Source organism: Flavobacterium sp. 1, assembly GCF_002797935.1.
In the GTDB taxonomy this organism is placed as follows: domain Bacteria; phylum Bacteroidota; class Bacteroidia; order Flavobacteriales; family Flavobacteriaceae; genus Flavobacterium.
Map to the genome: position 1 here is coordinate 1771414 of NZ_PGER01000001.1, position 25378 is coordinate 1796791.

27 protein-coding genes are annotated in these 25378 nt (G+C 33.9%); 21 read left to right on the forward strand and 6 right to left on the reverse strand.

Features of this window, described 5'->3' with window-relative positions; translation table 11 throughout:
• The first annotated feature begins 114 nt into the window (after positions 1–114).
• From CLU83_RS07135 to CLU83_RS07155, 4 genes are all read left to right on the forward strand, one after another.
• A complete protein-coding gene (locus tag CLU83_RS07135) occupies positions 115–450 on the forward strand; it encodes a hypothetical protein (RefSeq protein ID WP_100430968.1) in 336 nt (111 codons plus the stop codon).
• A 190-nt stretch (positions 451–640) separates the two neighbouring features.
• The gene (locus CLU83_RS07140) at positions 641–1066 is read left to right on the forward strand and encodes a hypothetical protein (protein WP_100430969.1); all 426 of its coding nucleotides are present in this window, start codon (positions 641–643) and stop codon (positions 1064–1066) included.
• 406 nt (positions 1067–1472) lie between these two features.
• Entirely contained in the window at positions 1473–2378 is a 906-nt protein-coding gene (locus CLU83_RS07150; protein WP_232727002.1) for a pentapeptide repeat-containing protein, read from the forward strand.
• A 530-nt stretch (positions 2379–2908) separates the two neighbouring features.
• Positions 2909–3298: a group 1 truncated hemoglobin gene (locus CLU83_RS07155; RefSeq protein ID WP_100430971.1), complete on the forward strand. Its 390-nt coding sequence runs from the start codon at positions 2909–2911 to the stop codon at positions 3296–3298.
• A 275-nt stretch (positions 3299–3573) separates the two neighbouring features.
• Here the strand turns inward: CLU83_RS07155 and CLU83_RS07160 are convergent, their stop codons facing one another.
• Positions 3574–4395: a universal stress protein gene (locus tag CLU83_RS07160; RefSeq protein ID WP_100430972.1), complete on the reverse strand. Its 822-nt coding sequence runs from the start codon at positions 4393–4395 to the stop codon at positions 3574–3576.
• A 244-nt stretch (positions 4396–4639) separates the two neighbouring features.
• Between CLU83_RS07160 and CLU83_RS07165 the strand changes: the two genes are divergently transcribed.
• Positions 4640–5182, forward strand: coding sequence for a TetR/AcrR family transcriptional regulator (locus tag CLU83_RS07165; RefSeq protein WP_100430973.1), 543 nt, complete (start codon positions 4640–4642; stop codon positions 5180–5182).
• A 196-nt stretch (positions 5183–5378) separates the two neighbouring features.
• Here the strand turns inward: CLU83_RS07165 and CLU83_RS07170 are convergent, their stop codons facing one another.
• On the reverse strand, positions 5379–6839 hold the full coding sequence (locus CLU83_RS07170) for a hypothetical protein (protein WP_100430974.1): 1461 nt from the start codon (positions 6837–6839) through the stop codon (positions 5379–5381).
• 344 nt (positions 6840–7183) lie between these two features.
• On the opposite strand from CLU83_RS07170, the gene CLU83_RS07175 reads away from it, so the two are divergent.
• The 13 genes from CLU83_RS07175 to CLU83_RS07235 all read left to right on the forward strand — a co-directional run bounded on the left by CLU83_RS07175 (position 7184) and on the right by CLU83_RS07235 (position 17073).
• A complete protein-coding gene (locus CLU83_RS07175) occupies positions 7184–7783 on the forward strand; it encodes a nitroreductase family protein (protein ID WP_100430975.1) in 600 nt (199 codons plus the stop codon).
• A gap of 76 nt (positions 7784–7859) precedes the next feature.
• Positions 7860–8159: a nuclear transport factor 2 family protein gene (locus CLU83_RS07180; protein ID WP_369828797.1), complete on the forward strand. Its 300-nt coding sequence runs from the start codon at positions 7860–7862 to the stop codon at positions 8157–8159.
• 137 nt (positions 8160–8296) lie between these two features.
• Positions 8297–8815: a TlpA disulfide reductase family protein gene (locus CLU83_RS07185; protein ID WP_100430977.1), complete on the forward strand. Its 519-nt coding sequence runs from the start codon at positions 8297–8299 to the stop codon at positions 8813–8815.
• A gap of 422 nt (positions 8816–9237) precedes the next feature.
• On the forward strand, positions 9238–9486 hold the full coding sequence (locus CLU83_RS07190; RefSeq protein ID WP_100430978.1) for a hypothetical protein: 249 nt from the start codon (positions 9238–9240) through the stop codon (positions 9484–9486).
• Between the two features lie 347 nt (positions 9487–9833).
• The gene (locus CLU83_RS07195; RefSeq protein ID WP_100430979.1) at positions 9834–10385 is read left to right on the forward strand and encodes an antibiotic biosynthesis monooxygenase; all 552 of its coding nucleotides are present in this window, start codon (positions 9834–9836) and stop codon (positions 10383–10385) included.
• A 23-nt stretch (positions 10386–10408) separates the two neighbouring features.
• Complete coding sequence (locus CLU83_RS07200) at positions 10409–10969, forward strand: AraC family transcriptional regulator (RefSeq protein WP_198512267.1); 561 nt, start codon at positions 10409–10411, stop codon at positions 10967–10969.
• Between the two features lie 78 nt (positions 10970–11047).
• Entirely contained in the window at positions 11048–13465 is a 2418-nt protein-coding gene (locus CLU83_RS07205) for a heavy metal translocating P-type ATPase (protein ID WP_100430981.1), read from the forward strand.
• A 65-nt stretch (positions 13466–13530) separates the two neighbouring features.
• Positions 13531–13758 carry a heavy-metal-associated domain-containing protein gene (locus CLU83_RS07210; RefSeq protein WP_100430982.1) on the forward strand — a complete coding sequence of 76 codons (228 nt, stop codon included), beginning with the start codon at positions 13531–13533 and terminating at the stop codon, positions 13756–13758.
• 395 nt (positions 13759–14153) lie between these two features.
• Positions 14154–14438, forward strand: a complete 285-nt coding sequence (locus tag CLU83_RS07215; RefSeq protein WP_100430983.1) for a YtxH domain-containing protein — start codon at positions 14154–14156, stop codon at positions 14436–14438.
• A gap of 18 nt (positions 14439–14456) precedes the next feature.
• Complete coding sequence (locus CLU83_RS07220) at positions 14457–14813, forward strand: hypothetical protein (protein ID WP_100430984.1); 357 nt, start codon at positions 14457–14459, stop codon at positions 14811–14813.
• A 71-nt stretch (positions 14814–14884) separates the two neighbouring features.
• Positions 14885–15268 carry a hypothetical protein gene (locus CLU83_RS07225; RefSeq protein WP_100430985.1) on the forward strand — a complete coding sequence of 128 codons (384 nt, stop codon included), beginning with the start codon at positions 14885–14887 and terminating at the stop codon, positions 15266–15268.
• Between the two features lie 247 nt (positions 15269–15515).
• A complete protein-coding gene (locus CLU83_RS07230; protein ID WP_100433653.1) occupies positions 15516–16385 on the forward strand; it encodes a DUF808 domain-containing protein in 870 nt (289 codons plus the stop codon).
• 10 nt (positions 16386–16395) lie between these two features.
• A complete protein-coding gene (locus CLU83_RS07235) occupies positions 16396–17073 on the forward strand; it encodes an HAD family hydrolase (RefSeq protein WP_100430986.1) in 678 nt (225 codons plus the stop codon).
• A 180-nt stretch (positions 17074–17253) separates the two neighbouring features.
• Here CLU83_RS07235 and CLU83_RS07240 read toward each other — a convergent pair whose 3' ends face one another.
• Complete coding sequence (locus tag CLU83_RS07240; protein ID WP_100430987.1) at positions 17254–18261, reverse strand: LLM class flavin-dependent oxidoreductase; 1008 nt, start codon at positions 18259–18261, stop codon at positions 17254–17256.
• A 641-nt stretch (positions 18262–18902) separates the two neighbouring features.
• Here CLU83_RS07240 and CLU83_RS07245 point away from each other — a divergent pair.
• Both CLU83_RS07245 and CLU83_RS07250 read left to right on the forward strand, forming a co-directional pair.
• Positions 18903–19121: a hypothetical protein gene (locus CLU83_RS07245; RefSeq protein ID WP_100430988.1), complete on the forward strand. Its 219-nt coding sequence runs from the start codon at positions 18903–18905 to the stop codon at positions 19119–19121.
• 476 nt (positions 19122–19597) lie between these two features.
• Positions 19598–20485, forward strand: coding sequence for a carbon-nitrogen hydrolase (locus tag CLU83_RS07250; RefSeq protein WP_100430989.1), 888 nt, complete (start codon positions 19598–19600; stop codon positions 20483–20485).
• A 72-nt stretch (positions 20486–20557) separates the two neighbouring features.
• On the opposite strand, the gene CLU83_RS07255 is transcribed toward CLU83_RS07250, so the two are convergent.
• From CLU83_RS07255 to CLU83_RS22035, 3 genes are all read right to left on the reverse strand, one after another.
• The gene (locus tag CLU83_RS07255) at positions 20558–21817 is read right to left on the reverse strand and encodes an OmpA family protein (protein WP_100433654.1); all 1260 of its coding nucleotides are present in this window, start codon (positions 21815–21817) and stop codon (positions 20558–20560) included.
• A 774-nt stretch (positions 21818–22591) separates the two neighbouring features.
• Positions 22592–23851, reverse strand: coding sequence for an OmpA family protein (locus CLU83_RS07260; RefSeq protein WP_100430990.1), 1260 nt, complete (start codon positions 23849–23851; stop codon positions 22592–22594).
• A 287-nt stretch (positions 23852–24138) separates the two neighbouring features.
• Complete coding sequence (locus tag CLU83_RS22035; protein ID WP_157802024.1) at positions 24139–24285, reverse strand: hypothetical protein; 147 nt, start codon at positions 24283–24285, stop codon at positions 24139–24141.
• Positions 24286–24317: 32 nt separating this feature from the next.
• Between CLU83_RS22035 and CLU83_RS07265 the strand changes: the two genes are divergently transcribed.
• On the forward strand, positions 24318–25358 hold the full coding sequence (locus CLU83_RS07265) for an agmatine/peptidylarginine deiminase (RefSeq protein WP_100430991.1): 1041 nt from the start codon (positions 24318–24320) through the stop codon (positions 25356–25358).
• The last annotated feature ends 20 nt before the right edge of the window (positions 25359–25378 follow it).

The window sequence follows — 25378 nt, forward strand, 5'->3', positions numbered from 1 at the left end:
AGCGAAAGCTAATCTCTCTTTCAAAAGCTGTCCCAGCAAATCATTGGAACGGATACAGTTTTTCAATAACTTTACAAGTGTATTATCTCAATTACATAAAGTAAAACCAAACAGATGGAACTCTCAAAATCAGACAAAAAAATAGCTAAAATTCTAATGGATAAAGGAATTTTAAAAGAAAAAGAAATCTGCAATGCTTCTATACTAGAAATTTTAACGGACTGGAAAAACGATAAGAAAGAAACACGAGAAACTTACGGTAAAGTTTATGAAACTGTTAAAAAAAACGACAAATACATTGCTTCAAATTATGATGCAATTTCAGGAGCTGATTATTTTATAACTATCTTAAATATGTATCGCAAAGACCTAATTACGGAGTCCGAAATAAATTCATTTTCTGAAACTGTAAAGGAGCGTTTGAAAGCACTAAAAAAGAATCTACTATAAATCTCTTTTTAACTCCAGCTCCTCGAAGTGTTCCTTAAAAGTTGAAATGCTGTGCTGAGGCACTTGACTTCATACCCACAACTTTACGCAACTTATTTTTGACATGTGTTTGTTGACTATTGGAATAACTACGAAATCGTGAAACTTCGCAAAACACAAAGAAAAAAAATTATTAACTTAAAAAATCGATATGGATGAATTAGTTAGGTCAAAGAAATTACAATTTGAAAAAAGTAATTATTTTATTCAGATTTACAAACAAAAAACTGGAATTGAATACATTAAAATTATTCAAAATATTGGAAGTGATGTAAAAAGTTCCATTTTGATTAATCCAAATAATTTAGATGGAATAATTGACACGTTGATCAGTTTTAAAGAAGAAATAGCTTTAAATCAAAAGATTGATGATAATTATTTCATTAAAGAAGAAGACAAAAAAGCAATAATCAATACTTTCCTAAAAGGTATAACCATCAAAGATTTGAACCTACAATTTGGATACAAAGAAGATACAATCAGAGAATTATTAGTTAAAAACGAAATTGAAATTATTGAAGGAATTAATATTAAACCAAATTTTTACCAAAAAAGAAAAATTTACAAACGGAAGTAAAATCGAGTTCTGCAAAGTCTCCCGACTTCGCCACACACGCTGAGCAAACAATACAATTCCGCAATCAAAGTCCTTGCGAGGCACGAAGCAATCTCACTATCATGAGCAAGCCCAACAAATCATTGAAAAGGATATAGCAAATGTAGTGGCTTCGCTCCTCGCAATGACCAAAACAAACCCAATAGCAGATTTGCAATCCGTGTCCAGCCAAAACAACCTATAAGCTAATTTCATTTCAAAAAAAGCTAAAAGCAATTTTAATTTGGTAAATTTAAAACGTAAATACAACTATTAATTGTCTAAATACAACTGAAAGTAGCGCAAAAGCAACTAATAGTAGTGGCCATTATTTGCGTAGCGACAATGGAACCAAATAACTTTGTGGCATCACAAAAAACAAAATAAAATGATGCTAAATTCAAAAACAATTGGCAATAAAATTGCCCAAGCAAGAAAGGAAATTAATCTTTCACAAGCAGAACTTGCTCAGCAAGTTTCAATCAGTCCGCAAGCAGTGGGTAAATGGGAACGTGGCGAATCTTTGCCAGACATATCCACATTAAACCGGCTTGCAGAAATTCTTGGAGTTGACCTTAACTACTTCTCTGATAATTTTCAGAACAAAGAAGTTGTAACGACATTTATGGAAAAAAATGACCCGCAAACAGTAGAAATTCAAACTAATCCAAGAAGAAAAAATGACTGGGATTGGGATATGTCTCAAGGTAACTGGAGTGATGCTGATTTTTCAGGTTTAAAAAACGTAAAGGAAAAGTTTAGTTCTTCAAATATAAAGAACTGCAAATTTATGAACTCTGATTTATCAGGTCTAATTCTTGGAAAAAACAATATTGAGCTTTGTGATTTTTCAGGTTCGGACATTAGAAACAGTAAAATCCAATCCTCAAACCTTTTAAATAACCAGTTCAATAAATGTTCATTTATTGATGCTGAACTTTTTAAAAGTAATATCGAAAAATGCAACTTCTCTGAAGCGAACTTTGCGGGTGCGGAGATTCTGGAATCAAATTTTGAGAGTAGTACTGTAAATGATGTTGTCTGGAGATTTACCAAATTTAAAAAAGCAAACATTAGTAACATTACTTTCACAGGGACTTTTGAGGATTGTCATTTTGAACACTGCTCTTTTTACAAGGTTAAATTTGAAAATGCAACCATTTTAAATACCTTTTTCAAGTATAATGACAGATTCAAAAAAGTAGAATTTATAAACTGTACAGTGGATAGTATAACGTATGCATTTTTGAAAAATAATCAGGCGAATTTGAAAAGTGTTAATTTATTGGAATGAATAAATGAAAATAATATACCTCGCTTTGCGAAGTCTCCGACTTCGCCACACACGCTAAGCAAATAATACAATTCCGCAATCAAAGTCCTTGCGAGGAACAAAGCAATCTCACTATTATTAGCAAGCCCAGAAAATCATTGGAATGGATATAGCAAATGTGATTGCTTCGTACCCTGCTCTGCGAAGTCTCCCGACTTCGTCTGCGCTATAGAATGTTTTAGAATCTTGAATAATAAAAACCACTTTTTAACCGCTTCATTTTAAATATTTTTTTAACTTTATAAGACTTTTAAATACAGCGCCTTAGGCTTATATATTTATATTTTTCTCCCCCATTTCTACAAACCATTTGCCCAACTAATCTTGATTGGTTTTACTTTTTTGATTTCGCATAATTTATCAGCAAACAGAATAAATACTGGGTATTACTAAACAAACCGAAGACTATATTTCATTCTTTTTGAATTCTTTAGTCAACATATTATTTGAAAGTAACTTAATAATAGCTATAATTTTAAAACCTAATCAAAATGGAAAATAATGCAAACGAAAAAAGTCTTTACGAACGTCTAGGCGGTACAGAGGGAATTAGTACCATTGTTCACGAGGTTATAGAAGCCCACATGGTGAACCCTGGCATTAAAGCAAGATTTCTTCCTCTAAAAGATGACGCTGAACATTTAGCTGAAGTTAAAAAGCATGTGATAGAGTTTTTTGTCATGGGTAGTGGAGGCTCTCAACAGTACTCTGGCAAAGATATGCACTCAGCCCATGTTGGAATGAATATCAATCAAGGAGAATACATGTGTGTGATAGACGATATCATGTCAGCTCTTAACAAAAATAACGTTGATGAGCAATCCAAAAAAGATGTTCTGGCTATCCTTTATTCATTAAAAGACCAAATGATTGGAGTATAACAACGGGATATTTAAAATAGTAAAGTACATAATGTGGTTCCAATAATTTTAGGGTTCCAAATTGCCATTTCACAGCTGTACAATTCTGAAAGCTTTCGGAATCCACTCTGCGAAATCTCCCGACCTCGTCACACACGCTAAACAACCAATACAAATCAGCAATCAAAGTCCTTGCAAATTCCAGATAATTTATCAGAACAAAACATAAAAACCACAAACAGCTGCTTGTGGTTTTTTTGTACTTATAATTTGAATTAATTACAATGCTGCTACTTTTAAAGCGGAAGTGACAAGAGAGGAATTTCGCTTCTAGAAGCCATCATTCTTGTTTTGCTGATATGCACCAATGAGTCCCAAAAGCCATATTTATAAGGAACCATAATCAGTAAATCGGCATTTATTTGGGTTATTTCATCCTGAATGGCTTTAATTATTGCATTAGATGCTACAGTTTTATAATAATAATTTGTTCCATTTAATTCATCTGCAAAATGTTCTATTACTTTCGCTTCTTTTTGCTCGTTCTCCAACTCATTAAGCTTGTTGCTCACATGAAACATTTCTATAGCTGCACCTAATCGGACAGCAATATTTTTCACCTTCTGTAATATAGTTTCATGTACTCCACGGGTAATATCGCACGCAAAAAGTATTGTTTTCAACCCTTTATATGTGGCGTTAAGAGGAACTGCCAGCACTGGAAATTTAAGTCTTTGCAAAACTGCTGTAGTGGTATTGCCTAACAAATCCTGCTCTATCGAATCTTTTAACATCCCCATAACAGCAATATCAGCTTGAGTAGCATCGATTGTCTTTTGAAGTTGATTCTCAAAATCTCCCATTTTCAAAATCGGCGTTACTTCAATTTTATAATCCTCAGAGAGTTTCTTTGCTACATCAGAGAGTTTCTTTACGCTGGCTGCCTTTAATTCATCTATTGAAGAAGATTGCACGCGAGCATTAAGCGCATGTATAGAAACATGATATAGGTGGAATAAAATAATTTTAGCTCCTGTATCAGCAGCAAAATGAGAAGCATAAGCTGTAGCATTGCTAGCTTCTGGTGAAAAATCTGTAGCAACAAGTATTGTTTTCATAAATCTATTTTGTTTTTGTATAATTGATAAAAATAATCTGAAAGCGAAATTTTTCTTTATAACAAAAACGCCTTCACTCTTACAAAGATACCAAACGTTTGGTATCTTTACAATTTTAAACTTTTAAAATTGTAAAATTTAGAATATTTTATGATAAAAGGTGAAAAGAACCTAATTTTATAAAGAAAATATAGCTCTAAGATTATAATAAAAAAGTAGTCTGCATTAAATAATAAAAAATGTCATGAATAATTATAAGAAAAAAAAAGATCCAGTTGAAAACCGAAAACTAATTTTAGAAACCGCAATTGAATTGGCAAATACGTACGAACTAAGCCAGATATCATTTGATGCTCTTTCAAAAAAGTGCGGTCTCAGTAAAGGCGGTATTATTCATCATTTTCCAACGAAAGAATCTATTTTTGATACTCTCTTCAAAGAAAATTTCGAAGAATACAAAAACTGGGTTCAAGAAGAATTAAAGTCGGAAGATCTGCCCAATCCGGCTATTGCACTTCTTAGAATTACTCTAAGAAAATGTAATGACGAAAGCTATCGTAAACTGATGAAAGTAATCTATAAATGTTTAGTGAACAACGAACAATATTGCCAACTATGGAACGAATGGTTTTCAGAATACATAATTAAAAATTTGGACGAAGACAGCGAAATTAAAACATTATTAGGTTCTCTTGTTGCTATTGGAATATGGAACATGAATACATTAGGATTATACAAAATAGAAACACAAAAAATGAATAAAATACTGAATGTATTACCAAAATAATTCTTTGCTTGAATCTCCAACGCCCTGCGAAGTATCGCAACTCTTTCGCACACGTTAAGCAACCAATGCAATTCTGTAATCAAAGTCTTTGCAAATTCCAGATAATTTATCAGAACAAAACATAAAAAAACCACAAACAGCAGCTTGTGGTTTTTTGTATTTGTAATTTGAATTAATAACAACTGATTCTATTCAGTTATATTCCTTTTAGGCGCAATCTGTATTCTTTCATGAATTCATCAGCATGTGCCTGCTTGATTTGTTTGGTGTTTAACCCTTGGAGACTTTTTACATATCCTTTAAAAATATGGCTAATAAAGAGCGGTGAAAGATTAGAACCAGTACTAGTACTATTATACGTATTATGACAGGAGAAGCAATTAACAAGATTGTCAACTGTAGTTCCATGTATAGAAGTCGGTGCAAATCCTACCTGAACATAGGTTTCCATAGTAATATTGTAGGCAGCAACGGAACCTCTTGTCAATTTTCCAGGTTGAGAATTTGAAAGTTTATAACTTAACGAATCCAATAAGGCTGCTTGTGCCTTTGGATCTACATATCCTGCAGTATTTATCCATATTGAACCATTGTAGAAATAATTATTCCAAACACCTTTCAGCTGTGACTCAACACTTTGATTGATAGTACGAATATTGCCCAAGTTCTCTGAACCATTTTGGCTTGTTTTCATATAAAGCTGCACATTAGCAGATCCTTTCATTGCCTTTTCAACAGGAACACCATATTTGTAAACCGAAAAAACGTCTGTGTAAATACCATTTTTTGAAGTTATATTCTTAACCGTAGCAGTGGAACTTTTATTGAAAAAAGGATAATCAACCGTGCTGGTCACTGGTGCATCACTTGTAGGCGTAGCCTTAGACCAATCATAGGCAGGTGCAAGATTTTCATGTTCAAAAGTAGCCCATACAAATTCGGGATGATTCTCCACAACTCCAACCACGTGCATTCCCAAAAGAGCCACTCTCGTTTTTACTCCATTGATTTCTCCTTTTGTAATAAAATAGGAAGTAGTGTCTTTAAGAACGCTTGCCTTTATCCAAGAAGTTTTAAGTTCTAATGAGCCTACAGGAAAAGTTACGTCTTTCAATTTGGTAGGATCGCTTTTTGCTATTGGTCCATATTTTAGCATTGCTGCATAAAGAAGCTTATCCATAAATATTGAATAATAAACCGTAGTCGAAGGTGGAATCCCCGATGGATAATTTGGCGTTTTCAAAATATCAGTAGTAGGAGAACTTGCCTGACCAGTATCTGTCAAAACAATTCCTTTACTTTGATCTAGTCTTTTACCAGCCGAATTCACCTGAATCAAAGTTGTGATAAATGATGGCTGCCCATTTACCTCATTGGTTAGCCAAAGAAACTTTTGCCAAGACCATTGATGAAAGTTACAATTAGTTACTGTGGCATTGTTTGCAAATACGCTTGTTGGTCCTTCATTTGGCGCAGGAGTTTTTCTGGTATTGTTTACAATTGCAAACCAACTAGCCGGAGCTAAACATTCCGATACACTGGCACTTGTACTTTTACTTGCGCTTGTATAATTTGCATTTTCACCTTTTGAATCTTTTTTGCAGGCACAAAATAAGATTAGAATAATTAAAAGTAATAGTTTTTTTGTCGTTTTCATATTAGACTTCTTTAGTTAGATTTAATCTTATGTGTATTAAAAAACATGAAAGTATGTAATTTAACTAACCGCTTTTAAAAAAAATGCCTTAAGGTTTATATATTTAGGCATGAAGACAAGAAAAATGCGTACAAGTAAATACTGACTTAATAAAGTGCGTATATACTGCGTAACCAATATGCAAATACTATCCGCTAAGGCTATGTCTCCTAAACTGCAAAACATCTCAAAGCATTCACTGCAAAATGTTATAAACACCTAGCTCAATCAAATTGTATAAACCTATTTATTGGCTTAACTTTGCTTCTTTAATCTATCCGATAAAACATTAAAAAAATGCAATCATGAATATTTTAGAATTAATAGCAAAAAGATATAATACAAAGAAATATAATACTGATAAAGCTATACCTCAAGAAAAGATTGAAGATTTAAAAGAAATATTACGCCTCACTCCTTCTTCTATAAACATACAGCCCTGGAAATTTACCTTTGTTCAAAATCCGGAAATTAAAACCAAATTAGCTTCGGTTTCGATGCACAATACAGAAAAAATCAATCAGGCTCCACTATTGGTTGTATTTAGTGTAGCCGATGATCTGGATGCTTTTCAAAAAGTGGTCGACAACGAATTACCGCAAGCCAGAAGAGATTGGTACAATCAAATAAAAGCAAGTATGCCAGAAGCCGATTTGAAAGTATGGCTGTCCCAGCAAGTGTATATCGCCTTGGGTGTTGGTTTGACAGCCAGTATTGCATTAGGTCTGGATTCAACAGCGATGGAAGGTATTGAATCTGATAAATATATGGATATTCTTAATCTGTCAGCATACAAACCACTATTTGCAATGGCTGTAGGTTATGCTTCAGAGGATGATTTCAACCGAATTGAAGCGACTCCAAAATCTAGAAGACTGTTGGAAAATATAATTGAAGCAATTTAAACCCACTGTGCAAAACACAAATATAAAAACCTCATAATCAATAGATATAAACGAATTTTTATTAGACTGGCTGGAAATAAGCAACAGTTATAATACCGAAAAGTATTTGGCAAAATACCTAGAAGATGCAGTATTGGACGATCCTTCTGTAGGTAGAAAATTTGTTGGACATAAGGGAATTCGGGAGTATTTTACCAGTTATTTTATTGGTTATAAAACACAAACCAAACTGGTAAAATTAGCTATTCTGGATAATGCCGCTCATATGGAAGTGGAGTTTACGGGTGAATTCCCTGAGGGGAAAATTGGAGGAATCTTTGATTTCACTTTTAAGAATCAAAAAATAACAACAGTAACCGCAGATTTAAAATATTGACCGATGCCGGTTTAACAGGCAGCAATATCATGTCACAACAGCAACGTTGACCTTAAGCCTAAAAACTTGTTATTTTAAGTTTTAAGTTTTATCTTATAATTTATCTTTACATTTGAAAGAGTTAAAAAGCAATCAACATGAAAAAACTAATACTAATCACCTTTTTATTAGCATCAATTTTAACGAATGCACAAAGCAGTAACGATGACTACGCAAAAAGCTCGGTGCTAAAAATTGGTGATTCTTTTCCAATTTTTAACTATTTAGACAAAGATGGCAAAAGCCACGAAAGTTCTGAATTTAAAGGCAAAGTAATTTTGATAAATTTCTTTGCAACTTGGTGTGGACCATGTATGATAGAAATGCCTCTTTTAGAAAAAGAAATTTGGGAACCATACAAATCAAATAACAATTTTAAGTTAATCAGCTTTGGCAGAGACCACAGCTTAAACGAAATAAATAATTTCATAAAATTAAAAAACTTCAACTTCGAAATTTGTCCTGACAAAGGAAAATTAATTTATAACCAATTTGCTACGCAATACATCCCTCGAAATTATTTAGTTGATAAAAACGGGAAAATCATTTACATTTCAGTTGGTTATAGTGATGAAGATTTTAAAATTTTAAAAGGAAAAATCAAATCATTGCTGTAATTTATCCACTACACAACTCAAAAAAACTAGTTCTCCAATTCCATAAAGCTTTCAGAATCCCTCTTTCGTCACGCACACTGTACAAGCTCCGACTTCCCTGCTCAAGTTGAACACACAATTCAATTGCATAAAAAGTCTTTGAGGAAAGATTATATCAAAACATTGAAAATGAAACACTAAGAAAAAAAAACAACTTTTTTTTAGCAGTTTTTTGTTATTTTTAAAAAGAAAGTTTTTTCTTGATTCTAAATAAAATAAATGTCTTTTGTCGATATTTTAACAAAGTTTGACTAATTTTACACCATCTTTTAACAGTCAAAACCAAACTAAAAACTGGCAATATTCTGGCTGTCAAATCAGTTAAAACAAAAGAAACACCTAGCTCTTTTCATTATCAAAAGGAATAAAATATAACTGCTATTATGAACTTTGTATCGAAAAATAAAAAAATATCATTCTTAAACATCTTAATCGGTTTTTTTGCATCTTTATATGATTTAGGTTATGATTTTATAAAACTGTTAGTTGACTTTTTTGCATCTCTATATGATATGGCTCATGATTTAATATTTTTTATATGGGAATATCTAAAATGGATTACTGACATACGCCCTATCATGCCTCAAAACATCACTACTCAAGCTGAAAAATCAATAACAAGTAAATCGTAAATTACAATCCCGATAATGTAGATTTGTAATCCATATAGATAGCGCGGATTTACATTATAAGTCAATTTAGACTCAAATATAATCTCTTTGATGTTCCAAACGCTTATGATTGTAAATCCGTGCTTGCGTTATTTATAGATTTGTGAGAAAGTTTTAACAACTCCGCTTTTAATTCCATTGAATTCTAGATGTATAAATGAAGCTGAAAGCAATTATTTTGTACTTTCACCACTACGAGTTATGGCGTTAATGTAGTACAGCTTACAGACTGTCCATGCAAACGAGAATTAATAATATGCAATACGAAAGCCAAGCTTTAAATCAATTTACGGATAAAAATATTTTAGATGGAAAATCAAGGTGCATCAGTTGTAATTAATCACCATATTTTAAATGGAAAACAAAAGCAATATGAAGATTGGCTCAATGAAATTGGTTCAATATGCAGAAGTTTTGCTGGCAATATCGACTGGCAGATAATTCGCCCTATTCCAAATTTAACCTTCATTTACACTGTAGTTATTAGATTTGACACCATCGAAAACCTAAAAAGCTGGATGGAGTCTCAGGAGAGAAAAAATCTCATCGAAAAAGCGAAACCTTTTTTAGCTAAAGACGATAAATATCTTATTAGGTCAGGTTTGGATTTCCTTTTTGAGGCTGAGAATGAAAAACAAAAAGTCCCTGTTCGATGGAAACAATATTTAGTCACTTGGTCAGCTATTTATCCTTTGTCCATGTTAATTCCTCTGATTGTACTTCCAATTTTAAAAACAGTAAACTTTCCTGATACTAAATTTATCAGCTCCTTATTTGTTTCCGGATGTATTGTTTTTATCATGGTTTATTGGCTGATGCCTAATTATACCAAATTAATAAAAAAATGGCTTTACAAATAAACCATTAAGTATTTTGAATTATTATGAAACTCTACATTAAAAATATGGTTTGTAACCGTTGCATTATGGCAGTGAAAAACGAATTAGAAAAATTTGGCCATCAGCCGTTGAATATTACTTTAGGCGAAGTGCTGCTAAACAATGAAATGACCGACAGCGAGAAAGAAATATTTGGCCAGCAGCTGAAAATCTTAGGATTTGAGATGATAGATGACAAGAAAAGCCGAATTATAGGGCAAATCAAATCTTCGATTATCGAAATCGTCCATCATCAGAACGGGGATTTAAAATCCAATCTCTCGGACTATTTAAGCAACAGACTTCATCATGACTACACTTATCTTTCCAATCTGTTTTCAGAGACAGAAGGCACTACTATTGAGAAGTATTTTATTGCTCAAAAAATAGAAAAGGTAAAGGAATTATTAGTATATGATGAGTTATCATTGAGCGAAATTGCAGCTAAAATGAACTATTCCAGTGTTGCCTATTTAAGCAATCAGTTTAAAAAAGTTACTGGTCTTACCCCAACTTATTTCAAAAATATCAAAGAGTCCAAACGCAGACCTTTAGACGAACTGTAAATGTTACAAATACTATCTATAATCAAGTAACATAAAAGGCAGACAATGCTGTGACCTTTGCTGTGTAATTAAAACAACATGGCAACAAAAACAAATACTACAGCAGTCTTTCTGCCTCTCGAAGGTGTAGAAAGCGAACATTGTACCCTCATTGTAGATAAGGGTCTGAGCAAACTGCAGGGACTGAACGCCCACAAAGTCGAACTGAACAACAAGCGGGCAGTCATTCAGGCGAATAATGCCGAAGCAGTTTCAGAAGCAGTACATCTTATCAGGGATTTAGGCTATAACGTAACAACTATCAAAAAAACATTTCCTGTACTCGAAATGAGCTGTGCCTCCTGTGCTGTCAATGCAGAAAGCATTTTAAAATCACAGCAAGGCGTTGTAAATGCAGCAATAAATTTTGCCACAGCAACCGCAGCCGTAGAATATATTCCGGGAGTAGTAAAACCCATAGATCTCAAAAAAGCAGTACAGTCAGGCGGTTATGATTTATTGGTTGAAGAAAATAAAGACGAAGCCAATACGATAGAAAACCTGCAGCAGGAAAAATTTGCTCTGCTCAAAAGGAGAACCTATTGGGCATTGGGATTTTCTGTACCATTGGTCGCTATCAGCATGTTTTTTATGAACATACTGTATGCCAATGAACTCATGTGGTTATTAAGCTCTCCTGTGGTTTTATGGCTGGGAAGGGATTTTTTTATAAATGCATGGAAACAAACCAAACACCGAACTGCCAATATGGACACATTGGTGGCTTTGAGTACAGGAGTTGCCTATACTTTTAGCATTTTCAATACCCTTTTTCCTGATTTTTGGCACAAAAGAGGATTACATGCCCATGTATATTTTGAAGCCGCAGCAGTAGTAATCACTTTTATTTTATTAGGCAAGCTGTTAGAAGAAAAAGCCAAAGGAAACACTTCGTCAGCAATCAAGAAATTGATGGGTTTACAGCCAAAATCTGTTATCATTATTAACGAAAGCGGTCATGAAACGGAAATTCCTATTGAGCAAGTGCAGATAGGAAACATTATTCTGGTGAAGCCAGGAGAAAAAATCGCGGTAGACGGAACACTCATCAGCGGTAATTCTTATGTGGACGAAAGCATGCTGAGCGGAGAACCTGTTCCGGTATTTAAAAATGAAAACGAAAAAGTTTTTTCGGGCACTATTAATCAAAAAGGAAGTTTTCAATTTAGAGCAGAAAAAATAGGAAGTGATACGATGCTGGCTCAAATCATCAAGATGGTGCAGGATGCTCAAGGAAGTAAAGCCCCTGTTCAAAAATTGGCAGATAAAATTGCAGGCGTTTTTGTACCAATAGTAATAATCATTGCCGTTGCATCACTTATTATCTGGACAATTTTTGGCGGAGATAATGGCTTCACACAAGGCTTAATGGCACTGGTTACGGTACTCGTTATTGCTTGTCCCTGTGCATTAGGATTGGCAACACCCACAGCAATTATGGTGGGAGTTGGCAAAGGAGCCGAAATGGGAATTTTAATAAAAGATGCCGAAAGTTTGGAACAGGCCAAAAAAATCAACGCAGTTGTTCTCGACAAGACTGGAACAATAACAGAAGGAAAACCATTGGTTACTAATGAATTTTGGTTAGCCGATGATAATCAGCTGAAGCAGATTTTATACAGCATAGAAAAGCAGTCAGAACATCCATTGGCCGAAGCTCTGGTAAAGCATTTAAATTCTCAAACAAAAATATCCGTTTCAAATTTTGAGAGTATTACAGGCAAAGGGGCAGAAGCTGTTTTTGAAAATGAGACGTATTTTGTTGGCAATAAGACCTTATTGAAAGAAAAAGAAATCCTTATTGAAAATACGCTGTTAAAAACGGCAGAACAATGGAGTGAAGAAGCCAAAACCGTTATTTGGTTTTCCAGCAGCAAAAAAGCATTAGCCATTTATGCCATTGCCGACCAAGTCAAGCCAAATTCTAAAGACGCTATTGCCGAACTGCAAAGAAATGGCATCGAAGTATATATGCTGACAGGCGATAATGAAGCCACGGCCAAAGCAATAGCAAAAAGCGTAGGCATCAGTCATTATAAAGCTGGAGTATTGCCAGAGCAAAAAGCAATATTCATAAAAGAACTCCAAGCCAATGGTAAAGTGGTTGCGATGGTTGGCGACGGTATTAACGACAGCACAGCATTAGCACAAGCAGATGTAAGCATTGCAATGGGAAAAGGCAGTGATATAGCAATAGATGTTGCAAAAATGACTATCATTTCATCAGATCTTAAAAAAATCCCTGAAGCCATCAGCTTATCAAAAGCAACTGTGGCTACCATAAAACAAAACCTTTTTTGGGCATTTATCTACAACCTGATCGGAATCCCAATTGCGGCGGGAATCCTCTACCCTATCAACGGTTTTTTATTAAATCCGATGCTTGCTGGTGCAGCTATGGCATTAAGCAGTGTGAGCGTGGTGAGCAATAGCTTGCGTCTAAAGTGGAAGAGATAATAAAACGCAATTTTTTCCAAAATATATTCTATCAAAATCTGCATTACTAATTTAAAAATAAAAATATGAAAACAGACAACATGAACTTACAATTTAAAACCAACATCAACTGCGATGGCTGTGTTGCCAAAGTAACACCTTTCCTTGATGAAGCTAAAGGCATTAGCCATTGGGAAGTGAATACAGTGAGCAAAGACAAAATTCTAACCGTGCAGACTGACGGCATTGCCAAAGAAGAAGTTATGCAAAAAGTGCAGGAAGCCGGATTTAAAATTGAATCGTTAAACCAATAAATCTAATAGAGAAGCTCACATTAACCCTTTTTTTGATTGTTCATTTTTTTCAGATGTTAGATAATCAACAGCTAAATTCCTGTAAAACCTTCTGCTGATATGTAAATTTTGTAACTTTTTTAAAAAGAAATATAAAACATTTTCAAGCAAAGTAATGCAACTTTACATTATTGAGAATAAGCAATAGACTTAAAGAAAGCTACCTCATAAAATAAAAAATTATGAACAATATATTTAAAGGGCTTGTAGCTGGTTATGGAGCAAAAAAAATAGGCGGTGGCTGTTTTGCACTATTTTAGTTTTTGCCATTATCTGGTTTCTTTTGGGACAATGCCGTTAAAAATTTAAATTCATATAAATAAAATTAATTCATTAACATTCAAAAATTAAATATCATGAGCACAGGTAAAGTAGTATTAGGAACAGTGGCAGGACTTGCCGTTGGTGGAATATTAGGAATCTTATTTGCACCAGAAAAAGGTTCAGTAACCCGTCAGCAGATCTTAGATAAAGGAAATGATTATGCAGATGATTTAAAATCAAAATATAACGGTATTGCAGAGACTTTGAAAGAAAAATTTCAGGCTGTGAAAAATGATGCTGAAAATATTGCCCAATCTGGGAAAGCAAAATTTGATGAAGTAAAAAATGAAATCAACAGACCCGCAGCAAACTATTAATTATAAATAAAATATATTATGATTGACGATACAACACCTATAGCCACTCTTTTTGAGCGCGCTGAAGATTACGCCAACACAACCCTGAAATTGGTAAAGCTAAACGCTGTCGATAAATCGGCCGAAATAGTTTCATCCCTCTTTTCATTGCTCGTTGTCAGTATGACTGTTGTGCTGTCAATCATAATTATTAGCATTGGTGTTGCTTTATGGATAGGAAAACAATTGGGTGATTCATTTTACGGTTTCTTTATAATCGGTTCTTTCTATTTACTGACAGCGATTCTTCTTCGCGTTTTCCGGGAACAATGGATCAAATATCCTATCAGCAATTCTATTATCAGACAAATGATGAAGCAAAAAAAACATAATTGAATATGTCCTTAAAACTAGGCAATTAATGGTCTTTATATAATGCAATAATTTATCTATTAAAAATAGTTCTTATGAAAAAAATGAACGAAACCGATGCATTAAATGAATTGATACTGATTAACGAACAGCTATATCATACTGATTTTCGGTTATTAAAAGATCAATTTCATATCGCTTATGAAAGTGTAAAACCCATTAACCTTATCAAGAATGTGGTTCACGAAATTACCGCTTCGCCTGAAATAAAAGAGGATGTAATTGGTAATGTCATGGGGCTGGCTACTGGATTCATTTCTAAAAAACTTATAGTCGATGAGAACAGCGGTACTTTAAAAAAAGTAATTGGAACAATTCTTCAATTTGCTATAACAAATATTGTTTCAAAACATTCAATTAATATTAAAGCAGTTGGAACTGCTGTTTTCAATAATTTCTTTAAAAGAAATAATCACTAAATGCAATTTTTAGGAATACATATAGTACGCTAGCCGAGATGCTGGTGTTTTTTTTTGATTAAAATTTTATAAAACAAAAAACACTTCCTTCCTCTCAAAAAACTGAATAAAATTTAATATTTCCAGGTAAATTCCAGATAATAATTCCAGTAAAAATTAGTAGATTCGCATCAATAAATAATCAAGGCTAAGGAGAAAAATTTTGGTAAAAACACCAAAATTAAACTCAGTTTCTAAAACAATTATAATGGCTTCAGGTTTTTTTGTACTATTAGATGATATCGCAGCAATTATGGATGATGTTGCAGTAATGAGTAAAATCGCTGCAAAAAAAACAGCTGGTATTTTGGGCGATGACTTAGCGGTTAATGCCGAAAAAGCTTCCGGATTTATTTCCTCTAGAGAACTTCCTGTACTGTGGGCCATTGGAAAAGGTTCGTTCATCAATAAATTAATCATTTTGCCAATTGCTTTTTTGCTTAGTGCTTTTTTTCCTTTGGCAGTTATAATCATTTTAGTGCTTGGCGGACTTTATTTAGCATACGAAGGTGCCGAAAAAATATTCGAATACCTATTTCATCGTGAGCATACGGCAACTGAAACCGTAATTAAAGAATACACCGAAGAGGAAATCCTAACTCTAGAAAAAAGCAAAATAAAGTCAGCAATAATAACCGATTTTATTTTATCGGCAGAAATTGTGATTATTGCATTAGGCACTGTATTAGAAAAACCATTGCTGTCACAGATTGTTGTAGTTTCCATAATTGCCATTCTAGCCACAGTAGGCGTTTATGGCATTGTTGCGATGATTGTAAGAATGGACGAACTCGGTTATAAACTCATCAAACATAGTACTAAAGAAAGTAGCTTATCCTATCGAATAGGAAATTTACTGGTACAAGCTTTACCAAAAGTAATTAAAAGCCTGGCCGTTATTGGCACAATAGCTTTACTTCTTGTGGCTGGCGGTATATTTGTACACAATATTGATTTTTTACATCATTTGTTTCCTCAATTGCCTTCTGTTGTAAAAGAATTTAGCTTCGGGCTTATAATCGGTTTTATTGTTTTAGCAATAGTAACTGTGTTCAAAAAGATAATTAGAAAGAAATAAAATAAAAAAAATGAAATTTAAAGGCGTTATTTTTGATTTGGACGGCACATTGGTTAATTCGCTAGAAGATATTGCAGATGCTATGAACAGTGTTCTTCAAAACCTGAACTACCCAACTCACAGTTATGAAACTTATCAGTATTTCATTGGCAGCGGTCTTAGAAATCTAGTAAGCAAATCGTTGCCAGAAACCAATAACGATGAAAAACATATCGACAGCTGCTACCAACTGATGATTGAAGAATATAGCAATAATTGCACCCGCAAAACAAAAGCATACGATGGGATTATCGAATTATTGGATCAGTTGATTTCAAATAATATAAAACTAAGTGTCTTTTCGAATAAATCGGATGAGCTTACCAAAAAAATCACTGCCGATTTGTTTCCTGGCTATTTTGATAATATTGTTGGTTTGAGTGTCGAAGCACTAAAAAAACCAAACCCTTCTGAAGCTATAGAAATAAGCAAAAGACAGGGATTTAAAACCGAAGAAATCATTTTTGTCGGAGATTCTGGCATTGATATGCAAACAGCAGCAAATGCCAATATGCTTGCAGTGGGCGTGTTATGGGGCTATCGTCCAGAAGAAGAATTGATTGCTACAGGAGCAAAATATGTAATAAGCAATCCTTTGGATTTAATGAAGGTTTTACAGCCCGATAATGCTGCTATATTGACACAATAGTAGTTTTTATAACTCGAAAATGCCTTATATTTTTTGCTTCTGAGAAACACTAATCGAGCTTAGCCAATATCAAATATGCGAATCAAGGGCTATATACAGCTTTTTGGTTCTAAGCGAAAACCTAACAGGTTTTAGAAACCTGTTAGGTTTAATCAGATTAATAACAACACTTGATTGGCATTAAATACTGTCCACAACTTCTTTATGCATCCGCAGACTTTTCAACTTATCCTGATGGCTGTATATCGGACTGCTAATCATCAATTCGTCAATGCGGGAATGTTGGATAAATTCCTTTAATTCCTTGGTTAATGTTTCTTTACTGCCTATAAACGAACCAGCCGTCATTTGGTTGACATGAAAGCGGGCTTCTTCGCTCATGTTATTCATCAAATCGGTCAAGGAATCCACTGGAGGCTGTAATGGTTTTCGGGTATTCTGAACTAAATTCTGAAACATTTGATACAAACTGGTCGATAGGATTTCGGCTTCTTTATCCGTATCGGCAGCAATTGCATTGACGCATGCCATGGTTTTGGGTTCTTGTAAATATTCTGATGGCTTAAAATTTTCCCTGTAAAACTCAAAAGCGGGAATCATTTGCCTAGGTGCAAAATGTCCCGCAAAAGCATACGGCAATCCATACGCCGCCGCCAATGAGGCACTGTCCATACTCGATCCTAAAATCCAAATAGGAACGTTTGTCCCTTCGGCTGGAAAAGCTCGGACACTAGCCGTAGCATTTTCCTCAGAAAAATAATCCTGCAATGCCGACACATTCTTTGGAAACCGCTGTGACTCCTCAAAAAAGTCTTTACGTATGGCCTGCGCTGTCTGCGAATCTGTTCCGGGTGCTCTTCCCAAACCAAGGTCAATCCGGTCAGGATACAAAGTCGCCAATGTCCCAAACTGTTCGGCAATAATCAACGGAGAATGATTAGGCAGCATAATTCCTCCCGATCCCACTCGTATATTTTGTGTCTGGCTCGCCACATATCCTATCAAAACCACCGTTGCCGTACTCGCCACATGTGCCATATTGTGATGCTCCGCCAGCCAAAAACGTTTATAGCCCAAAACATCAACAAGCTGAGCCAGTTCTCTGATTTTTTGCATCGTTTCGGCAGCATTGCTTCCTTCGGTAATTATAGCTAACTCTAATAAAGATATCGGTATTGGGGTTTTCATAGACATTTCAAGTTTACACAAATTTAGACATTACCGCCAATGGTATTTAGCCCAAGATGTTAATTGAATTATAATTTTTACCGAGTTTATGCCTATTCTTTTGGAGCAGAAGTATTTGTTATTTCATCAACAGTAGTCCCGCTGTCCGCTTCAATCTTGTGAACCGAACCCCGGTTCACAAGGATTTTTACTTCTATCGGGGCTAGGCGAGATGTTTTGTTTTTCAGTTGAAATGATTCAGTTTGCGATTATTAATAGCAAGATTTTGGTTTTGAAATGAATTACCCCGAGGCAGAGCCATCGAGGTATCAATCGGAAGAAAGTAAATTTTTAGTTTTATGAAAACCTTAGGTTTTCAAACTTTCCTCTTTAACCCCGAGGCAAAGCCTCGAAGAATTCTACTGATTAAATACATATATTTACTACAAACATAACGCAAAAGCCACTCAAATTAAATGGCTATATACTACATTGGAGCAGGTATATACTAGTTAGTGGCAAGCTTGTCAAAATTGCAACTAAAAAATAGATTTGTTAATATCTCGAAAAAAATGTTTATAAAAAATAACTATCATTAATTATCTTATTATTTGATTTGTCTATTTTTACATTAGATTATTTATCAATAAAAAACCAGAATTATGAAGTTTATAAAAGTAGTTGCAAGACCTTGTGATTCTCAAGGTAATGAAAGAAGACAGCAGTTATCTCCACAAGAATCATTTTATTTAAATATTGATCTTATCGGAGGAATTTCCGAAACGAGAATCATGCTAAAAGGAGGAAATATATTAATGCTTGGAGGAAATTATTTTACAGATTTTAATTTAAAAGATAAAATAGATTTCGAAAATCTATAGTTAACTGCTAAAAACAGGTGATATTCAATTGCGCTCGCTATACGAAGTTTCTCTACTACGTAACACACGCTGAGCAAGCAATCCGTAATTAAAATCTTTGAAAAATTTTGATAATTATTTAGGAACTACCAATGACATTTTTCAGCATCCCAACAATCTACAAACTTGTCCTGCTGACGAAGGAAGCCTCTCCGCTAGTCGCTCCGCAGTCCAAGTAAAAAAAATCACTTTGTCGAATAGGACTGTAGAGATGCTTCCTTCGTCAGCATGACAATATTGTGTGCAGATACTATACGTTCATACATTTTAAACAGGTTAAAACAGTAACAAAATTTAAAATTCAGTCTAAATCCGCAAAATCTGTGTAATCTTCAGACTATTGAATAATGTGACTTAAACTTTTTCAAAAAATCCAAAAGTCAGTACCGCTGCTCTTCATAAAAAAATAACTATTTTTGCACTCTAATTTTTTTACCATGTCAAAGAAGAAATACAAAATAGCGGTGATTCAATTGAATCTAAACGACGTTGCCGAAAACAACCTTAAAAAATGTTTAAGCTGGGTTCGGGATGCAGCCAGTCAAGGTGCTGAAGTGATTTCGTTGCCGGAGTTATACAGCAGTCATTATTTTTGTCAAAGTGAAGATGTAGATAATTTTGCTTTGGCAGAACCATTGTACAGCACTTCATTTATTGCTTTTAGTGCTTTGGCAAAAGAATTAGGTGTGGTAATCATTGTTCCTTTCTTCGAAAAAAGAATGGCAGGAATTTACCATAACAGTGCGTACATCATTGACACAGATGGATCTGAAGCTGGTTTATACCGCAAAATGCACATTCCAGACGATCCTCATTTCTATGAAAAATTCTATTTCACTCCAGGTGATTTAGGTTTCAAGGCCTTCCCTACCGAGAAAGGAAAAATAGGAACTTTAATTTGTTGGGATCAATGGTATCCGGAAGCTGCACGATTAACTGCTTTGCAAGGTGCCGATGTACTATTTTACCCAACAGCAATAGGATGGCATCCATTAGAAAGAGAACAATACGGCGAAAACCAGCACGGAGCATGGATGAATGTTATGAAAGGTCACGCTGTTGCCAATGGCGTGTATGTAGCTGCCGCTAACCGAATTGGATTAGAACAATATATTGAAGGAACAGCAGGAATTCAGTTTTGGGGATCCTCTTTTATAGCTGGACCGCAAGGTGAAATTTTGGCGCAGGCCTCACATGATAAAGAAGAAATTCTTATTGCCGAAGTAGATTTGGATCTACAGGAAAATGTACGCCAAAACTGGCCTTTCTTTAGAGACAGAAGAATCGATGCCTTTGGGGATATTACCAAAAGAGCTATTGATTAATACAATTTAACATATTTAAAAAGCCGTTTCAAAAAAATTGAAACGGCTTTTTCTATTTAGTTGTTTTAGAATTTATTTTACTTGAAAACTAACTCTTCTTACGATTTGACGTGCCTCTTTAGAATTTTTATTTACAGAAGTATCTTCTCCATTAGCGATTACATTTAATCTAGAAGCATCAATTCCAGATTTCACAGCTATTTCTTTCACAGCTTCAGCTCTTTTTCTTGATAATTCTGTATTGTAGCCTGAACTTCCAATTTCGTCAGCATATCCTATAATATCAGTACTTTTTGACGGATTGCTTTGCAGATATTTAACTAAGAAAGCAACGCCGGACAAAGAAGCATTAGTTGGTTTTGTTGAATTAAAATCAAAATAGACATTTACATATCCTCCGTTAATCAGTTCCTCTATATTATTATTTGATGGAACATTACCGCCATTTTTCGCATACGTTTTGTCTAAGTAGCTTTCTAATTCATCTGGAACACCATTTTGATTATGATCTATGGATTGTCCTTTTGTATTTACAGCAACTCCGGTAATAGAGTTTGGTTCTAAATCATACAAATCGGCTACACCATCTTTATCAGAATCCAAAAGACTGGTTTCTAACAGACTTAATCTTCTTTCTAAATCATCGGAGATTGTTTTTCCACCAATCCAGTCAGCATGTTTCTCGTTCTTTCCTAAGTAAACAGTTAAACCAGCAGTTAAATTTATTATTACGCCGTCAATTGCTGTTGAAGATGATGCTTTCATTCCGTCAAAGTTATAATTCTGGCTTCCATGAACAATTCCGCTTAGATCTGCAGTTAGAGCAACTCGATTGCTTAGCCTAACTTGACCTGTTAGACCAAAAATTCCATTAACCATATAGTCCTCACCTTCAAAACCATTTTTAGAGGTCAATTGTGAAGCTCCCAGACCTGTATGAAGTAACAATCCAAATGTATTGGTGAAAGTTTCAAAATTTAAAGCTCGTCCAAGATTAACAACTCCCTGCAGACTCGTTCTTAAATAGGTGCTTTCAAACGGTGGAGTATTATCTCGTTCACTAAATTTGTCATATTCAAAATCAAGTTTCCAGCCAAATTTAGGACTTAACATATACCTCGCTCCTAAATCTATATGAGTCGGATTAAAGGTAGGAGTAAAATATTTGTTTGTTATCGCTCTAATCGGTTTATTTGCACCGGCATTTAGTTCAACTGACCACTTATTATACGCTGTATTATCAACTGAAGATTGAGATGAAGTGGTACTCACATCCTGTGCAGTTGCTGCTAATGATAATAATAAAGATAAAAAAGATAATTTTTTTTTCATAATATAAAAGTTTAATTCAAAACGATTTAAATCAAAGTTTAAATACATTTTAAAATTGTTAAAGAATACTAATATTAATTAAAAAATTTGGGGCTTTTTTAGAATTAACTGAAATAGCAATTATTTAAATTTACTTATTTCATTAATACAGTTTCATTATGTAATGAAGAACTGATAGGTAATTATTTTATTTTTAATTTTTAATTTTTTAATAAAAGATATTGAAGGCTCTCTTATCAATTAAGATTTATTTTTGTTTTTTTCATATTTAGATGTAATAGTATGCAACCAAACATCAATAAATATCAAGACTAAACAATAGCGCAGCAGTTTATCATAATGTTGTTTTTTTAGTGAGTATTTAAATTAGGTTTTCAAATTTAATATAAATATGTGAGTTATTTTATACCGTATTCCTTTTTTTTTAAATTAATACACTGAATTTTAACATATTCACCTCTAAAAATATTGATAAAAAACCAAAAATGATACCTTTTATGCTTTTTTATCAATAAATCAAAATATTAATAAATTGATATTTTGATAAAAAAAGTAATTATTTAACGACAAAAAATATCTAAAATGAATTTTAATGCGCTATTAATTACATATAAACAATAAACAGCCAGTTCCATAATTAATCAGAATCTAAATACACCTTCAAACATTAAAACGGAATACTTTAGACATACTGCAAAGGAATTATGTGCAAAATTTCCATAAAAAAGCCGTTCCAAATAATTGAAACGGCTTTGACCAATTGAAATTAAAAATTTATTTTACTTGAAAAGTAACTCTTCTTACGATTTGACGAGCTTCTTTAGAATTTTTATTTACAGATGCATCTTCTCCGTTGGCGATTACATTTAATCTGGAAGCATCGATTCCAGCATTTGTAGCTATTTGTTTTACAGCTTCAGCTCTTTTTCTTGATAATTCAGTATTGTAGTTTGAACTTCCTATTTCGTCTGCATATCCAATAATGTCTGCATTTTTAGACGGGTTGCTTTGCAGATATTTAACTAAGAAAGCAACACCAGGCAAAGAAGCATTTGTTGGTTTTGACGAATTAAAATCAAAATAGACATTTACATATCCTCCATTAATTAATTCTTCAATGCTGTTATTATTTGTTGTGGCATTGCCATTTTGTCCATACGTTTTTTCTAAGTAGCTTTCTAATTCATCCGGCACGCCATTTTGATTAGTATCTATAGATTGCCCTTTAGTATTTACAGCAACCCCCGCAATAGAATTTGGCTCTAAGTCATACAAATCCGCTACACCATCTTTATCAGTATCTAAAAGACCGTCTTCAATCAATTGAACTCTTTTTTCTAAACCTTCATATTTATCTGTCTCTCCTACCCAGTCAGCATGTTTTGCATTTTTACCTAAATAAAACGTCAAACCAACTGATGCATTTAATAATAGTCCATCCAATGTACCCGTGTTTGTTAGGCTCATTCCGTCAAAATTATAATTTTGTCTCGTCGTAATTATTCCGGTAAGATCACCAGTCAAAACAGCTCTATCGCTTAATTTAATCTGTCCAGTCACACCAATAATTCCATTACCAGCATAATCTTGTCCATGAAAATCATCTGAAGTTAATTGAGAAACCCCAAAACCGCCATGAAACAGCAAACCAAAAGTATTAGTCCAGTCCTCAAAGTTCAATGCCCTCCCCGCATTAATTACTCCTTGAATACTTGTTCTTAACTGAGTACTTTCAAACGAAGGAGTATCGTTTCGTTCCTTAAATTTATCGTATCCAAAATCCAATTTCAGACCAAATTTTGGATTAAACATATATCTTGCACCTAAATCAGCGTGAAAAAGATTAAGACTTGCTGTACTGTAACCTGGTGAAATTGTTCTGATCGGCTTGTTTACACCTCCATTTAATTCAATCGACCATTTATTATAAGCAAGATTGTCAATTGAAGGATTTACTGTAGTTGTTGCAACGTCTTGTGCGTTTGCAGTAAAAGATAAAGTCAAAAGCGATACTAATAATAAAGTATTTTTCATAATATTCAAATTTAAGTTTTGGTTTCTGTTTTAAAATTCTCATCAAAATTATACTTTGAGTCGTAGAATATGTTATATGCGGTGTTACATAATTTCCACGTTTATTGCCCAATAAACAATTACAAATGAGATAAACAAAACAACTCAAAGACATCTATTGATTATTTATCAAAAAGTGCTTTTTTTAATCTTTCAAAAAAAATTAGGACATATTTAAGGAGAGAAACAAAAGACTCTATCAGGATAAATGGTTTCCTGCTGTCCGCTATATTCCCGATTAACAAAAACTACAGCAAAAGGCCTTGTTTTTCTAAATCGGGAGATGCCGCTTCTATCAGGACTAAAAGGAGATAATTGGCATTTTTGGCAACAGTCCAAATAACTTTCAGCCAATAACTCACAATTCCTACTTTTATTAATCCTGCTGTTTGCATATCTTTGCACGCATTTCAATCAGCATTTATCTATGACTACAGTTACAAGACGATTTCCTGCAGAGTGGGAAAAACAGCAAGGAATTTTATTGTGTTTCCCGCATAATGGCAAAGATTGGCCAGGAAAATACGAAGCCGTACAATGGGCATTTGTTGAATTCATCAAGAAAGTTGCAGCTTATGAGCAAGTTTTCTTGATAGTTGCCGATGAAAATCAAAAAAGCAAAGTAAGCGAAATGCTGGAAACAGCTCACGTAAAAATGAGCAATATCTCTTTCATTATACACAAAACCAACCGTAGCTGGATGCGTGATTCCGGGCCAATTATTGTAAAAAATGGTACAGAAAGAGAAGCATTGAATTTCAATTTCAATGGTTGGGCCAAATACAAGAATATCAATTTAGACAAACATGTTCCTGCCAAAGTTGGCGAATTTTTAAACATTCCTGTAACTCAGGTGATGTATAAAGGCAACCCCGTAATTGTTGAAGGCGGTGCTATTGATGTGAACGGCCGCGGTACTTTATTGACTTCCGAAGAATGTTTGATGCATCCTTCTATTCAGGTTCGAAACGATAATTTTACTAAAGAAGATTACGAAGCTGTTTTCAAAGAATATTTAGGAGTAACAAATGTGATTTGGTTAGGCGATGGAATTGAAGGTGATGATACCCACGGACACATCGATGATTTATGCCGCTTCATAAACGAAGATACCATAGTCACCATAATAGAATTAGACCCAAAAGACAGCAATTACAAACCATTGCAGGACAATTTAAAACGACTGCAGAATGCTAAACTGGAAAACGGAAAAGCGCCGATTATAGTTTCTCTGCCAATGCCAAAACGAATTGATTTTGAAGGATTGCGTTTGCCTGCCAGTTATGCCAATTTCTTAATTTTAAATAAGTGTGTTCTGGTTCCAACATTTAATGACAGTAATGATAGAATTGCTTTGAACATTCTTGCAGAGTGTTTTCCAGACCGCGAAATCATCGGAATTAGTGCTGCTGATTTTATTTGGGGATTCGGAACATTGCATTGCCTAAGCCAGCAGATTCCTGAATAAATTAATATTCTATAAATAAA